General features: G+C 63.4%; 13 protein-coding genes. 12 read left to right on the forward strand and 1 reads right to left on the reverse strand.

The window, feature by feature from the left end; translation table 11 throughout:
- Positions 1–173: 173 nt before the first annotated feature.
- Together A9Q02_RS01535 and A9Q02_RS01540 are read left to right on the forward strand one after the other, a co-directional pair.
- Positions 174–1,628: an acetyl-CoA carboxylase biotin carboxylase subunit gene (locus A9Q02_RS01535; RefSeq protein ID WP_097650613.1), complete on the forward strand. Its 1,455-nt coding sequence runs from the start codon at positions 174–176 to the stop codon at positions 1,626–1,628.
- A 14-nt stretch (positions 1,629–1,642) separates the two neighbouring features.
- Entirely contained in the window at positions 1,643–3,694 is a 2,052-nt protein-coding gene (locus tag A9Q02_RS01540; RefSeq protein WP_172450501.1) for a biotin/lipoyl-containing protein, read from the forward strand.
- Between the two features lie 17 nt (positions 3,695–3,711).
- Here the strand turns inward: A9Q02_RS01540 and A9Q02_RS25020 are convergent, their stop codons facing one another.
- The gene (locus A9Q02_RS25020; RefSeq protein WP_097650615.1) at positions 3,712–4,689 is read right to left on the reverse strand and encodes a phosphatase PAP2 family protein; all 978 of its coding nucleotides are present in this window, start codon (positions 4,687–4,689) and stop codon (positions 3,712–3,714) included.
- Positions 4,690–5,505: 816 nt separating this feature from the next.
- Between A9Q02_RS25020 and A9Q02_RS01550 the strand changes: the two genes are divergently transcribed.
- From A9Q02_RS01550 to A9Q02_RS01595, 10 genes are all read left to right on the forward strand, one after another.
- Positions 5,506–6,462 (forward strand): ABC transporter ATP-binding protein, encoded by a 957-nt coding sequence (locus A9Q02_RS01550; RefSeq protein WP_097650616.1) that lies wholly within the window; start codon positions 5,506–5,508, stop codon positions 6,460–6,462.
- Complete coding sequence (locus tag A9Q02_RS01555; RefSeq protein ID WP_097650617.1) at positions 6,452–7,255, forward strand: ABC transporter permease subunit; 804 nt, start codon at positions 6,452–6,454, stop codon at positions 7,253–7,255. Before A9Q02_RS01550 ends, A9Q02_RS01555 begins: the two co-directional genes overlap by 11 nt.
- 15 nt (positions 7,256–7,270) lie before the next feature.
- Positions 7,271–7,924 (forward strand): GNAT family N-acetyltransferase, encoded by a 654-nt coding sequence (locus A9Q02_RS01560; RefSeq protein WP_097650618.1) that lies wholly within the window; start codon positions 7,271–7,273, stop codon positions 7,922–7,924.
- Positions 7,925–8,210: 286 nt separating this feature from the next.
- Positions 8,211–9,233, forward strand: coding sequence for a GNAT family N-acetyltransferase (locus A9Q02_RS01565; protein WP_097650619.1), 1,023 nt, complete (start codon positions 8,211–8,213; stop codon positions 9,231–9,233).
- The gene (locus A9Q02_RS01570) at positions 9,223–9,768 is read left to right on the forward strand and encodes a DUF7010 family protein (RefSeq protein ID WP_097650620.1); all 546 of its coding nucleotides are present in this window, start codon (positions 9,223–9,225) and stop codon (positions 9,766–9,768) included. Before A9Q02_RS01565 ends, A9Q02_RS01570 begins: the two co-directional genes overlap by 11 nt.
- Entirely contained in the window at positions 9,765–9,920 is a 156-nt protein-coding gene (locus A9Q02_RS24040) for a hypothetical protein (RefSeq protein ID WP_172450504.1), read from the forward strand. The genes A9Q02_RS01570 and A9Q02_RS24040 overlap by 4 nt, the downstream gene beginning before the upstream one ends.
- The gene (locus A9Q02_RS01575; RefSeq protein ID WP_216361425.1) at positions 9,889–11,244 is read left to right on the forward strand and encodes a glycosyltransferase; all 1,356 of its coding nucleotides are present in this window, start codon (positions 9,889–9,891) and stop codon (positions 11,242–11,244) included. The genes A9Q02_RS24040 and A9Q02_RS01575 overlap by 32 nt, the downstream gene beginning before the upstream one ends.
- Before the next feature lie 343 nt (positions 11,245–11,587).
- On the forward strand, positions 11,588–12,463 hold the full coding sequence (locus tag A9Q02_RS01585; protein WP_097650623.1) for an alpha/beta fold hydrolase: 876 nt from the start codon (positions 11,588–11,590) through the stop codon (positions 12,461–12,463).
- An 18-nt stretch (positions 12,464–12,481) separates the two neighbouring features.
- The gene (locus A9Q02_RS01590) at positions 12,482–12,706 is read left to right on the forward strand and encodes an ATP-binding cassette domain-containing protein (RefSeq protein ID WP_097650624.1); all 225 of its coding nucleotides are present in this window, start codon (positions 12,482–12,484) and stop codon (positions 12,704–12,706) included.
- Positions 12,707–12,713: 7 nt separating this feature from the next.
- Positions 12,714–13,241, forward strand: a complete 528-nt coding sequence (locus A9Q02_RS01595; RefSeq protein ID WP_097650625.1) for a WD40/YVTN/BNR-like repeat-containing protein — start codon at positions 12,714–12,716, stop codon at positions 13,239–13,241.
- Positions 13,242–13,968 lie beyond the last annotated feature (727 nt).

Below are 13,968 nucleotides of genomic sequence, written 5' to 3' on the forward strand. Positions count from 1 at the left end.
TTCCATCTTCATCCTACCGCAAAGGTGTTCACATGGTGTCGGTTGCCGCTGCTGGCTCTGACTTTGCATCAGCCCTGACGCGGCAGACCCCGACCTTGACATCCAGCGTAGCTCTGCTATACTTATCACGAATTTTTTATCGGCAGTTCAGGCGACAGAAGAAAGTTATCGTTATGCAACGTACTATCCGCAAAGTGTTGGTAGCCAATCGTGGCGTCCCGGCGGTGAGGATTATGCACACATGCCGTGATCGCAAGATTCCCACGACTGCGGTGTACAGCACACCTGATCGCCTCGCTTACCACGTCTTCATGGCTGACACTGCCATCCACATTGGCGATGCGCCGCCCATTGTGTCGTACCTCAATGCCGACCGGATCATTGAGGCCGCGCTGTGCAGCGGCTCGAACGCCATCCACCCCGGTTGGGGCTTCCTCGCTGAGAATGCCGACTTTGCTCAGCAGGTGATCGATGCTGGTCTGATCTGGATCGGCCCTTCCCCCGAGGTGATCCGGCTGATGGGCGATAAGATTCGGGCCAAGGAGATCGCCAGACGCTCGAATGTGCCGACGGTGCCGGGGATCGAGCATGTGACCAGCGCTGAGCAAATCAGCACCTGGATGCGCGATCAAGAGATCGCGTTTCCGATCATTATCAAGGCGGTCTCGGGCGGCGGCGGCAAGGGTATGGTCAGGGTGGATCAGCCGGAACAGATCGCTCAAGCCCTCGTCCAGGCTCGCTCCGAGGCCAAGAAGTCCTTTGGCGACGATGCTGTGCTCGTCGAGAAGTATATCGAGCATGGCCGCCATATTGAGGTGCAGATCGTGGCCGATGAGTACCGCCACGTGGTGCATCTCTTCGAGCGCGAGTGTACGCTCCAGCGGCGCAATCAGAAGATTATTGAGGAGGCGCCCTCGACCCTCGAGAATGACCTTCGCCAAGAGATCTGTGTCACGGCGGCGCGCCTGATGCGCCGCATCGGCTACACCTCGGCGGGCACGGTCGAGTTCATCTTCGAGCCTGCAACCCAGAGCTTCTACTTCCTTGAGGTCAACACTCGTCTGCAGGTCGAGCACGGCATTACCGAGTTGATCACTGGCCTGGATATCGTCAGCATTATGCTCGATGTCGCTGAGGGCAAGCCGCTGCCGATTAAACAACTCGACGTCGTCCCAAACCGCTGGGCGCTCGAGGTGCGCCTCAACGCCGAGGATCCCAAAACCTTCGGCCCGTCGTTCGGCAAGATTACCCGCCTGCGCACGCCCCTGGGCCCCAATGTGCGCGTGCTGCTCGGTACCACCGAGGGTGAGGATATCCCGCCGTACTACGACTCGCTCTTCATGCTCCTGATGGCCTCGGGGGCCGACCGGGCCGATGCGTTGCGCGTGATGGATCGCGCCCTCACCGGCGATCTGCGCATTGAAGGGGTCAAGACCCTCGCCCCGCTGCTGCTGAGCATCATCAGGCACCCCAAGTTTGTGTCGGGTGATTTCTCGACCAAGTTTATCGAGCAGCATCTGCCGGAGCTCGTCTCGGGCTTCTCCGAGCGCACCAGCGAGGATGAGATGCTCCGGGTCGCTCAGTACGTGGCCGAGATCTCCGCCCTTGGTGCGCAGAGTTGGATGTGAGGAGAACTATGGAGATGAGCAAGACAACCCAGCCCACTGGTGCCCAGGGGGAGTACACCTTCGTTCGTCCGGGGATGACGGCACGCGAGCTTGTTCAGGCCGTGCGCAACCTTGATGGCGTCTGCCTCACCTCGGTGAGCATGCGCGACGCGGGGCAGTCGGACTTCAAGAATCGCCACCGGATCTTCGACCTGAAGGCGCTGGCCCCGCTGTTCAATACGATGGGCCTCTTTAGTGCCGAGACCCATGGCGGGGCGCGTTGGCACGTCGGGATCATGAACCGCCGCGAGAGTCCCTTCGAGGAGACCCGGCTGCTGCGGCAATTGATGCCGAATGTCTTGCTCCAGACCCTGATTCGCGAGACGAATATGTGGGGCTACCGGCCCTACCCAAAGAATGTGATCGAGTATGCCGTCTCGCACGTGGATATTGATGTCTGGCGTTGCTTCTCCTTCCTCAACGATGTGCGCAACATGCGCACCGTCGCCGAGACGGTCATGAAGCGTGGGCGTCTGTTCGAGCCAGCGATCTCGTTCACGGTCGCCGACTGGGCCACCGACGCGTATTACCTGGGTGTCGTGCGCGAGATCGTCGCCCTCTGCGGCGGCGTTGACGAGATCATGCTCTGCATCAAGGACATGGCCGGCGTCGGCAACCCGGCGCGGATCGGGCAATTGGTGACGACCATCAAGCAGCACTACCCCGAGTTGTTGATCCACTACCACCGCCACGTCACCGACGGGTTGGCCCTCCCCGCGCTCTTCGCTGCCGCTCAGGCCGGGGCCAAGATCGTCGATGTCCAGGAAGACGCACTGGTGCGCTTCTATGGCCATCCGCCGATCCTCGGGGTGCAGGCCTACTTCGAGGAGGGTGGCATCCATGTCCACCTCAACCGGCCAGTCGCTGAACAGGCCAATCAGAAGGTGCGCGAGTGGATCGGGCACTACGAGTGGGCCGAGTCGCCCTTCAAGGGCTACGACCACGGCGTGACCAAGCACCGCATGCCCGGCGGAGCCTTCCCCAGTTCGTTCGAGCAGGCCGAGAAGGGCGGCTTTCTGCACCTGATGCCGGCAGTCCTGCGTGTGATGGGCCTCTACAACCAGATCGTGTCCTATTTCGACGTCACTCCCGGCTCGCAGATCACCTGGGTCACCTGCAGCGGGATCGTCAACCGCTACGCAAAAGAGCAGGGCGAAGCCGGGGTCACGCGGCTCATCACCTTGCTCAGCACATTCGTCGAGGAGCAGGAGCAAAACCTCGCGGCGATGAGTGAGGCCGAACGCGACGAGTTGCTGCAACTCTTCCGCAACGCACCCGGCGACTTCAAGAACCTGTTGATCGGGAGCTACGGGCGGTTGCCCGTTGGCTGGCCGGCCGACTGGGTCTACCAGAGCGCCTTTGGCGACGAGTGGCAGACGAAGATCAAGGAGCGAACCGATCTCTCCCCCCTCGAAACACTCACGGACGATAACCTCGCCAAGATCCGCCAGAGCCTGGCCGAGGCCATTGGGCGCACGCCGACCGAAGAGGAGTTCATCCTCTACCTGATGCACCCGAAAGACGCCCTCAGCTTCATCGAGTTCCGTGAAAAGTACGGTGTGGCCCCCCTGGTGCTGCCGACCGATGTCTGGCGCAACGGGCTGCTACGCACCGGCCAGAAGGTCAACTTCGAACTCGACGGCAAACCTTGCTGCATTGAGCTTGTGTCGGTGGGTGCCGAACACGAAGGCGTGATCCACGTCGTGATGAAGGTCAACAATGTCACCCGCGTCTACCCCGTCGCAACGCCCCGCGCCAAGAAAGTTGAGATCCGGCGCGCCAAAGCCACCGGCGACATCGGTGCCCCGATCAACGGCAGCGTGTGGCGGATCGGCAACCCCAAGCGCGGCCCGATCCAGGTCGGCGATATCATCCGCAAAGGCGAAGAGGTAGCGAACCTCGAGGCGATGAAGATGGAGAATGCCATCCTCGCCCCCTTCGATGGCCGCATCGCCGAGATCTGCGTCAAGCTGAACGACATCGTCCAGGAAGGACAACTGCTGCTGGTGATCGAGAAGACGGTCTGACCGCACACAACCGCTTGCTACGCCACCAGGCCTAGGCGCCGAAAGAGCAGGGGGGCACCAAAAGCGATCCAGAAGCCGATCAGGGTATAGCGCACATAACGCAGCATCCCTGCCACAAAGGTCTCATCACGAGGGAAGAGCGCGCCCAGGCCCGCCCAGAGCACGATCACGACAATGATCCCCAGCACAAAGCGGAGCCCCCGCTGCCACCAGGGTCCGCGCACGTCCAGTCCTCCCTGCGTCCAGAGCAGCAAGGCCCCGGCGGTAAAGCCAAACCAGGTACCGCCGACGGTCACCGCTGTTTCGAGTGACCAGGGATGGATCGGATCGTTGGGTAGGGCCATGGCCGCATTCTCAAGCCAGATCGCAGGCAGATCGCGCTCACCCAACAGCGCCAGCACCAGGGTTGGGACGGCGACCAGCACCAGCGAAGCCAGGAAGGTCAGCGCGAGCTTCACGTTCAAGGCTTGATCCTTCACCCGCTGCCAGATCGGCTCGCTCCAAGCCATAAACGCCGCCAGCGTCAACCCTCCCAGCAGCCAACCCAACAGCACATCGCTCGGAAAATGCACCCCCAGCGCCATCCGCGAGAGGCCGACCAGGATCGCCAACACCCCCACCCCGGCCCAGGCCCAGGGGCGAGCAATGCCGGTAGCGAGCGCCCCCCACACCCCAACCGTATTCTGCGCATGGCCCGAAGGAATGCCAAACGAACCCTCAGCAGTCAGCGCCCGTACCTCCGCACTGTACCAGAAGGGCCGCGGCCCCGCCAGAGCCAGTTTGAAGGCCGTGTTGACCGTGGTATTGAGCAACAATACCATGCCCACGCGAATGCTCAAGATCGGGTTGATACACCAGAAGAGCAATGGCATCAACAACAGAAAAAAGACCTCATCACCAAGAACACTCAAAGCCCGCCAGAACAACGCGAGTCCACCACTGTCCGGCTGGAGGGCTAAAACCAGCGCGCTACCCCACTCCCAGATGGCTTCCATGATTGCTCCTTCTCGAGACTGGTCATTATGTGACAGCGATTATACACGGCCTTCTCGGACGCATTCCAAAGATGCACCTCCGCCAAAGGGTTTCACCGCCATGGCCCGCTGGATGCCCGCCTGCGCGGGCATGCCATGGGGATGCCGCGCGCATGACCGGTGGGCCAGCCCCCATGTCGTTCCCGCGCACGCGGGAACCCAGGTACGTCAACCTGGCTACCACCGTGCGCGTCGCGGTCGTTCCCGCGCACGCGGGAACCCAGGTACGTCAACCTGGCTACCACCGTGCGCGTCGCGGTCGTTCCCGCGCCCGCGGGAACCCAGGTCTGGGCCAGCCTGTGCCAACCACGGCGTGGCCCGCCCCGCTACGGTGCGGGCTGCATCAGGCAGCATGCCATGGGGATGCCGCGGGCATGACCGGTAGGACGGCCCCCCATGTCGTTCCCGCGCACGCGGGAACCCAGGTAGGTCAACCTTGCTACCACCGGGCGCGTCGATGTCGTTCCCGCGCACGCGGGAACCCAGGTCTGGGCCAGCCTGTATAATGGACCCAAGAATTTGGCTCTGGCGCAGCTTGGCCCTGGTGCCGAATCAAGACGCTCGTGTCAAGGCTTTCTGAGGGTGAAGGAAGGCACCCGCACGGAAAACGGCCAAATGTTGTGTCTTGACAAATGGGTCCACCTTAGCCCTTCCGCCACCAACCCGAGGGGAACCTGCCCGGATGACCAGGCGGTGATCGCACCACTGCCCGATGTGGCCTGGCCTGGGATGGGCTATCGTAGGGAGAGGAACGGCATACCTACGAGGAAGCGACCCATGGCCACACCGCCGGTGATTGCAACGACGGGGCTGAGCAAGCGCTACGGCGCGACGGCAGCGCTCGAGGATCTGCACCTGTGCGTGCCGCGCCACGCGATCTGCGGCTTTCTGGGGCCGAATGGCGCGGGCAAGACGACGACGATCAAGCTGCTGCTCGGCCTCATGCGGCCCAGTGCCGGGACGGGCACGATCTTCGGTCACGACATCGTGCGCGACAGTCTGGCCATTCGCACGCGGGTGGGCTACCTCCCGCAGCAGCCCGCCTTCTATCCCGAACTGACCGCCCGCGAGACGCTGCGCTTCACGGCGAGCTTCTTCTACCACGGGCCGTCCCACCTGATCGAAGCGCGGATCAAGGAGTTGCTGCACCTCGTTGGCCTGGAAGCGAAAGCCGACCGTGCGGTGGGCGGTTTCTCGGGCGGCGAACGTCAGCGTCTGGGCATCGCGCAGGCTCAGCTGAATGCGCCCGACCTGCTGATCCTCGACGAGCCTGCCGCCGCGCTCGACCCGCTCGGGCGACGCGATGTGCTGACGATCATGGAGCGCCTGCGCAGCCAGACGACGATCTTCTACTCGACCCATATTCTTGATGATGTGCAGCAGGTCAGCGATACGGTCGTGATTATGCACCAGGGGCGCCTGGTTCGCCAGGGGCCGATCACGGCCTTGCTGCACGGCGGGCAGCCCTGCTTTACGGTCACGCTCTCCGGCGACAGCACAGCGCTCACGCAGCGCCTCAGCCAGGTGCCCTGGATTGCGCAAATCAGCGTGAGTCACCAGAATGGGACGACCGAGTGGCAGATTGCCGTGGACGACGAGGCCAGCGCTGAGCGCGAACTATTCCGCCTGCTGGCCCAGGATGCCCAGGTCACCGTGCACAGCTACGGGCGCACGACCGTGGAGCTGGAAACGATCTTTATGCAGCTGGTGGAAGGATCGAGCCATGCGCGCTGAGGCGCAACTTCAGGCCATTACGGGGGCGGGTTGGTGGCGTGGGCTCGGACCATTGCTGCGGCGTGAGCAGCGACGCTGGTGGGGTGGGAAACGCTGGTGGGTGCAGGCGCTGCTCTGGACGCTGTTGCTGAATGGGCTGTTGGCTCTGACTCTCTTCGTGCTGCCGCAGGTCGCCGCCAGCGATGGCGTCGCGATCACGCCCGCCGAGGCCTTCGAGTTTGGCGCACAGATCTTCTTTGGGCTGGGCGTAATCGCCCCGGCGATTGGGGCTATCATCCTGCTGCAGGATGCGATCATTGAAGAGAAGAGCACCGGCATCGCCGAATGGCTACTCTCCAAACCAATCGCCCGCAGCGCCTACGTGCTGGCCAAACTGCTGCCGAACATGCTGGGCATGGCGGTGAGCATGCTGCTCATTCCAGGGGTGGTTGGCTTCGCGATCTTCTGGGTCTTCGACGCCGAGGCGCTCAGCCTGGGCGCCTTCCTCGCCTCCGGGGGCATCGTCGCACTGCACCTGCTCTTCTACCTCACCTTGAGCCTGCTGCTCGGCGTAATCCTGCGCACGCGCGGGCCGCTGCTGGGCATCACACTCGGCTCGCTGCTGGGTGGTCCGCTCGTGCCGGTCGCGGCGCTCGTGCAGTTTACGCCCTGGAAGCTGGGCGAGCTGTCGGTGCTGCCGATGCTGGGAGTAGCCCTGCCACCCATCGCTGCGACCATGCTGGTCAGCACGGCCCTCTGGAGCCTGATCTTCGTCGGCGTCGCCATCTGGCAGATGCAGCGGCTAGAGTTGTAAGGAGAGGAGATCGCCATGGTTTATCCTGCAACGCGACGCCAGACCATCCACGTGCAAAACCTGCCCGCCGATAGTCTGACTTGCGCGGCGGCGTTGATCGCCGCAAGTTTTCGTCACGAAGGTTTTACCCGCCATACGCATAATCTATCCACCCCGGCACGCCAACAACGCTTCGCTGAAGCAGGGGCGTTGCGCCTGTGGCTCAATCAGGCCAGTGGCCACCAACTTCTCGCCGCGAATCAGGGGGAGCGCCTCGTCGGCGTCGCGGTCGTGAAGCCGCCCACGGCACGGTCGGTGCCATGGTTCACGCTGCTCTGGGCGGTGGTGCGGCGGGCGCCTCGTCTGCTACCGATCCTGGGCGATCTTCGCTGGCGGCAAGCCTGGCGGATCAGACCGGCACTGCAACCACCCGCCACGCTGCCCCCTGCCGCCTACACGCTGGATCTGTTAGCGGTGGCCCTGGATGTTCAGGGCCAAGGCATTGGGCGGCGGCTGCTGGAACACATCCATGCCCACTGCGATCACGACCATAACGCGTCCGGGATCTATTTGTACACTGGCGATGAGCAGAATACGCAGATCTATCAGCGTTGCGGGTATACCATGCTGCAAGTCAATCAGGGAGGCCCGCTAACGGTCTGGCACATGTTCCGGCCACGCCCGGCGTGATCTCCCCCGCCCTCATAACGTTCTACGACCCGACATTGGCAAACAAGGGGCAGCGCCATGGTGCGACGAGGCCAACAAGGTGCTTGGATGCTGGGACTGACGGCTCTGTTGCTTGGCGTTCCACGCGCTGACGCTCCTTGATCAATGCACGCTCGCGCATGTGCTCGCTCCATCGCAGCGGCAACAAGCGTAGCTAGGTTACGAACCTGATGCAGATTCTCGATGCTCTGCAGATTGAACAGGCGGTTCAAAGAATAGATCTTAGGCGTTTGCCACAGGAGGATCGATGCACCAAGCCTCTGCTGTTGCCGTTCAGTCCCGGAGTGAGGGCGGTACCGTTACAGTGCGCCTCATGCGGGCTGATGACGCCGAACCGCTGCGCCAGGTCGTCAACCGAGCCTTTCCCCTGTTTGATCGCATGACCTTTTCGACCCACAACCATGATGTATTCGTCGCGGTCGACGCCGACGAACGGGTTGTCGGTGGGGTTGTGCTGGATGTGAGCCCACGCCCTGATTGTGACGCACCACGGGGACGTACCGGCACGGTCGTCTATATCTGCGCCGATCCGGAGGCGCACTTGCCGGGGATCGGCGGCGCCCTGCGCGATGCTGCTAGTCAGTATTTTGCCCAGGTTGGCTGTCGCGAGACCTTCGCGCGCATTGATGCTGTCAATACTGCTTCTCAGCAACTCCACCGTCGCGGCGGCTACGAACTTCTCCCAATGCGGATCCAGATGCACCGCTGGGGTTGGCATCTGCCACTACGTTGGCATGCGGCTGGGCACGGCTTCGACCCCGGGATGCAGCTGTGGGTGCGCGATGAGCAGGCTCTACCGGTCACGACACCTTCGCTCTGGTCGCGGCTGCTCGTGACTCTGATCCTCAACGTGCTGCTCCTGGGACTGGTGGCCTGGCGCGATCCGCGGGCGACGGCGGATCCGTTGACTCTGATGTTTGGCCTGGCACTGACAGCAACCCTGCTGCTAGGCGTGCGTGAAGCCGCCATCTGGCTCGTTGCTGCCACCCAGCGTCAGCAAGTGAGTCACGCTCCCTGGCCCAATGGGCTGGGACTGGCGGGATTGTTGGCGCTTGGCGTTGGGGTCTGGTTCCCACTGACCGGCTCGACCACACCGACGACACCAGGGTGGCGTCACGAGCGTGCCATCCCGGCCCTTGGGCGGGCGTATCTGGCAGGCGGACTGGCGGTTGCGGCACTCACCTGGAGCGTGCTGCTGATCACCCCTGACCCCGCCTGGGTCTGGTGGCCAGAGATCCACACCGCCTGCACCCGCTGGCATGACCATTGACGCAGCCCAGCGCGAAATGCGCTCGGCCTTCCTGGGCGGCTTCGGCGGCCAGTTCGTCGCCGGGCTGATCTGGCTGATCGCCGCCGCCCTGGGGGCGTGGGTCGCCCCAACCTACGGTATGGCGGCGCTCTTCTTCGGGAGCATGGGCCTCTTCCCGTTGACCCAACTGGTCGTCCGGCTGCTGGGCCGTCCGGGGAAGGTGAGTCCGACGAATGGGCTCTGGGCGCTCGGCGCGCAGACCGCGTTCACCGTGCCGCCGAGCTTCCTGCTCGTTGGCGCGGCCACGCTCTCCCAAATGCACTGGTTCTTCCCGGCGGCGATGATCGTGATCGGCGTTCACTACCTGCCCTTCATCACGCTCTACGGCATGCGCATGTTCGGCGCGCTGGCCGTCGTGCTGGTGTTAGCAGGAGCCGGGCTCGGGCTCTATGGGCCGCCGATCTTCAGTCTGGGTGGCTGGGTGACGGGGGTGGTGTTGCTCGGCTTCGCCTTCCTGGGTCGTTACCTTGTCCTGCAGGAAGAGCGGCTGGCATGAGACCAACCATCAAGCAGGTTAACCTCCTCTTCCTGATCGTCCTCCTGCTCCATGCGAGCAATCTCTGGTTTACCTGGCTGCCGCAGTACGTGCGCCTAATTTTGCACCAGGCGTGCTTTATTGCGGAAGACCCTTCGCTGCGCTCAGGGTGACCATGCGACAAACTCAATGCCAATTAGCCTTACTGGCCCGGCGGCAACAGATGAAATCATTATGAAGATCATGATCAGCACCTTCGGCACCCACGGCGACGTGCAGCCGTTCCTGGCCCTCGGCCAGGGTCTGCATACGGCCGGGCATACCGTGGCGGTCTGCACCTCGGCCAGCTACCGCCCGACAATCGAGGCGCTCGGGCTTACCTATGCCCCGATGAGCAACACCCTGCTCGATCTAACCCAGGCCTTGCTGCGGGGCGGCGCGGAGGCGTACGGGGCGCTCCCCCAGATATTTCCGGCAATGCGGGCGATGCTGGAGGAAGAGTGGCAGGCGGCACAATCCTTCGCGCCCGACCTGCTGGTCTACCACCCGAAAATGCTGGGTAGCTACCACCTTGCCGAGAAGTTGGGCATCTCGCTGGCGATGGCGTTACCGCTCCCCTTCTACACCCCCACCCGCGCCTTCCCCAACCCCTTCCTGGCCTGGTTGCGGCTGGGCGGCTGGGCAAACTGGGCGAGCTTTCGGCTGATGGGACTGACCAGCGCGATGTATCGCGGCATGACCAACCGTTTCCGCACCGCTACCCTCGGCTTGCCGCCCCTGCGAAGCTTCGCGAATCTCCTGGTGACCCGTGCGGGCCATCCGATCCCGGTTCTGTACCCCTACAGCCCACACCTGCTGCCGGTTCCCGCCGACTTCCCGCCGCATGTCCATGTCACTGGCACCTGGTTCCTCGAGCCCACCACGCCCTGGGTGCCCCCGGCGCCGCTGGCCACGTTCCTTGAGGCCGGCCCGCCGCCGGTCTACGTCGGTTTCGGTAGCATGGGTGGCTATGGCGGCCTGCGTCGCGCCGTCATCGTGCTGGAGGCGCTGAAACTAGCAGGGCAGCGCGGCGTGCTGGCGCGCGGCTGGGGCGGGCTTGTCCCAGCCACCCTGCCCGAGACGGTATTCGCCCTAGACGAGGCCCCGCACGACTGGCTGTTCCCGCAGACGGCGGCGGTGGTACACCACGGGGGCTCTGGGACTACTGCGGCAGGGTTGCGAGCCGGCAGGCCAACGATAATTTGCCCCTACGTCGCCGACCAACCCTTCTGGGGACGCGTTGTGGCCGAGCGCGGCCTTGGCCCGCCGCCCATCCCGCAGCACAGATTCACCGCCGAACGGCTCGCAGCAGCCATAAGGGTAGCGGTGAGCGACCAGGGGATGCGCGAGCGGGCAGCGGCACTCGGCGTGCAGATCCGAGCCGAGGATGGGGTGGGACCTGCGGTGGCGCTGCTGGAGCGCGAGCAGGCCCGTCATCGTGCGTCGCAGCGAGCCTGATGGCAACTCTGGTCGGTATCTGCGTCGATATCGGGCGAACATCGTGCTTCCAGGCTCGCTGCACTTCATGTGGTGGCTTGCCCGTTTCAGTCCGACACTCTGGCGTTGGCTCAGCTTGCTGCATATTCGTGTGCTGCGCACCAAGGTGCGCATGCCAACGCAGCCCATGGCCTCCCGGTAGCAGCAAGGGGTGGGACAGATTGCCCTTGCCCGAGCGGATAGCGCCTCCTCCATCTCCAGAACCAGCACGCGTTCGGTCGTCTGTCGGGTACGCCAGGCGTGCGGTTCTGCTATACTCGGAGTGACCGTACCGCTGCGAACTGGCAAAGGAGGGAAATACCAGATGGCTACCTTCACGAACACGATCATCAACGCCAACATTGAAACAACGCGGCTCGCTACAGGCATAACGATGGAGTATGTACTCCACGGGCCTGCCGATGCGCCGGTGCTCTGCTTCATCCATGGCTTAGGCTCCAATCTGCGCCAATTCTTACCTCAGGCGACCTACTTTGGCGAACGGTATCGCGTGTTGCTCCTTTCACTCCGCGGGCATGGCGGCACTAGCAATCCCAATCCGGCGACGGCTGCGGGCTATACCACGTCGGTGCTGGCTCAGGATGTCGTTGCGCTGCTTGAGCATCTGGGTATCGCTGCGCTCCATGTTGTGGGCAATTCGCTCGGCGGGCTGGTTGGCTATGCGTTGCTGCAACACGGTACGCCGCAACTGCACTCATTAACTACCTTCGGCACCACCGCCGAATTACACCGTTCCCGCTTCGTGTACTGGGGGCTGGTTGGCTCGGTCTGGCTGCTCGGGGTGAACGGGTTGGCCCGCTTAGTGGGCAAAACCGGCTCCCGTGACCCCGCAGTGGGGCCGCAACTCGAACGCTTGTATCGTCAGGCAAGTAAAGCAGCGCTAAGCTTGATTCCGCAGCATATTGCAAACTATGACTATACCAACGTACTGCGGCAAGCGACGATCCCGCTCCTGCTCATTCAGGGCGAGCACGATCAGGAGATCAATAAGAACCTGACCTCGACGCTGACAGCCCTGGATGCTGCGGTGCAGGCCCAAGTCGCCCCGCTGGCTGGGGCGGGTCATTTTGCCAATCTGGAACAGCCAGCGGCGTTCAATGAGCTGGTGGATACGTTTCTGACGCAGTTGCGCACAGTGGAGCAGTTCGCTGGAGGCGTTGTTTGCGTTAGCGAGGGGTGACCATGGATCCGTTGATCGTTGACCGGGTCGCGAAGCGCTTCGCCCGCGGCGCTCGATCCGGTCAATACGCGCCTGATCAAAGATGTCCTGCGCGAGCTGGTCGCCGCAGGGCGCACGGTGATCATGTCGACCCACCAGCCCAGCTATCGTGTTGCGCAGTTCGCGGTGGCCCTGCCTACCCTCGATAACATCTTCGTGCGCGTGGCTGCGGGCGAAAAGCCCACCCAGGAGGTGAACCCATGAAGCGCGCATGCTCTGGGTCGCCCGCCACGCCTACCTGCACCACGCCCGGCGGCGGAGTTTCCTGGTCTGGGGCACCGGGCCTGACGATGTCTTTGTCGTTGGTCTGACCGGGCGCATCATCCACTACGACGGTGCCACCTGGACGCAGATGACGAGCGGGACGACCTCGGGCCTGTATGCAATCTGGGGCACCGCCAGCGACAATGTCTATGCGGTTGGCGCGAGCGGGCGGATTCTCCACTACGACGGTGCGACCTGGAGCACCATGCCAACCGAGACAACACGCTATTTGCGGGCCATCGCTGGGCCGCATCAACAACGTGCCCTTTCCTGGGCGGCACAGTTTCGCCTCCTTTCGCTGGCAACCGCTAGCCGAAAGCAGCAGCAACTACCTCTTTATCACCACCGACGTAGCCAGTGGCATCACCAGCAACGACGGCACCATCGGCGTCAAAGCGCCCTCAATGCAAGATCTGACCTTCGAAGTAGGCCTTGGAACCGGGGCACTCAGCGACGGCGACGTGCAACGCATTGACGCGACAAAGCGGGTCTATGTGCCAGTGGTGCAGCGATGAGGAGGGGCACCGGTGAGGGCACCCGCCAGGGGTGCCCGTACGGGGGCGGGGGCGGGTGTAGCTTTTGGGGGTAGGTTTTTTATTCACGGGCCGAGGGAGCGACATGACGTTCGTTTCTTTCCGGATGGTATGGCGGTGTCGTTGGCCAGGGTTCGGGGCACAAGCGTCGCGGCATGGGGATGGGTTGCTGGTTCAGGGCCCGCACCAAGGGGGGCCAACGCCATCAATGTCATTCCGAACGCAGTGAGGAATCTTCGCTGATGCGCATGGAAGACCCCTCGCTCCGCTCGGGGTGCCACGGCGAGCGCAGCGGGGTGCCACGGCGAGCGCAGCGGGGTGACACGGCAAGCGCAGCGGAGTGACACGGCGGGCGCAGCGGGGGTGCCAACGCCATCAATGTCATTCCGAACGCAGTGAGGAATCTTCACTGCGGCGCATGGAAGACCCCTCGCTGCGCTCGGGGTGACACGGCGAGCGCAGCGGGGTGACACGGCAAGCGCAGCGGGGGTGCCAACGCCATCAATGTCATTCCGAACGCAGTGAGGAATCTTCACTGCGGCGCATGGAAGACCCCTCGCTCCGCTCGGGGTGACACGGCAAGCGCAGCGGGTGCCAACGCCATCCATGTCATTCCGAACGCAGTGAGGAATCTTCACTGCGGCGCATGGAAGACCCCTCGCTCCGCTC

The sequence above is a fragment of the Candidatus Chloroploca asiatica genome (assembly GCF_002532075.1).
In the GTDB taxonomy this organism is placed as follows: domain Bacteria; phylum Chloroflexota; class Chloroflexia; order Chloroflexales; family Chloroflexaceae; genus Chloroploca; species Chloroploca asiatica.

Bases quoted from the DNA above. Each gene is read 5' to 3' on its own strand.
- A9Q02_RS01585 (WP_097650623.1), top strand. From the start codon at position 11,588: ATGGCTACCTTCACGAACACGATCATCAACGCCAACATTGAAACAACG.
- A9Q02_RS01535 (WP_097650613.1), top strand. From the start codon at position 174: ATGCAACGTACTATCCGCAAAGTGTTGGTAGCCAATCGTGGCGTCCCG.
- A9Q02_RS01540 (WP_172450501.1), top strand. From the start codon at position 1,643: ATGAGCAAGACAACCCAGCCCACTGGTGCCCAGGGGGAGTACACCTTC.
- A9Q02_RS01550 (WP_097650616.1), top strand. From the start codon at position 5,506: ATGGCCACACCGCCGGTGATTGCAACGACGGGGCTGAGCAAGCGCTAC.
- A9Q02_RS24040 (WP_172450504.1), top strand. From the start codon at position 9,765: ATGAGACCAACCATCAAGCAGGTTAACCTCCTCTTCCTGATCGTCCTC.
- A9Q02_RS01565 (WP_097650619.1), top strand. From the start codon at position 8,211: ATGCACCAAGCCTCTGCTGTTGCCGTTCAGTCCCGGAGTGAGGGCGGT.
- A9Q02_RS01560 (WP_097650618.1), top strand. From the start codon at position 7,271: ATGGTTTATCCTGCAACGCGACGCCAGACCATCCACGTGCAAAACCTG.
- A9Q02_RS01555 (WP_097650617.1), top strand. From the start codon at position 6,452: ATGCGCGCTGAGGCGCAACTTCAGGCCATTACGGGGGCGGGTTGGTGG.
- A9Q02_RS25020 (WP_097650615.1), bottom strand. From the start codon at position 4,689: ATGGAAGCCATCTGGGAGTGGGGTAGCGCGCTGGTTTTAGCCCTCCAG.
- A9Q02_RS01570 (WP_097650620.1), top strand. From the start codon at position 9,223: ATGACCATTGACGCAGCCCAGCGCGAAATGCGCTCGGCCTTCCTGGGC.
- A9Q02_RS01595 (WP_097650625.1), top strand. From the start codon at position 12,714: ATGCTCTGGGTCGCCCGCCACGCCTACCTGCACCACGCCCGGCGGCGG.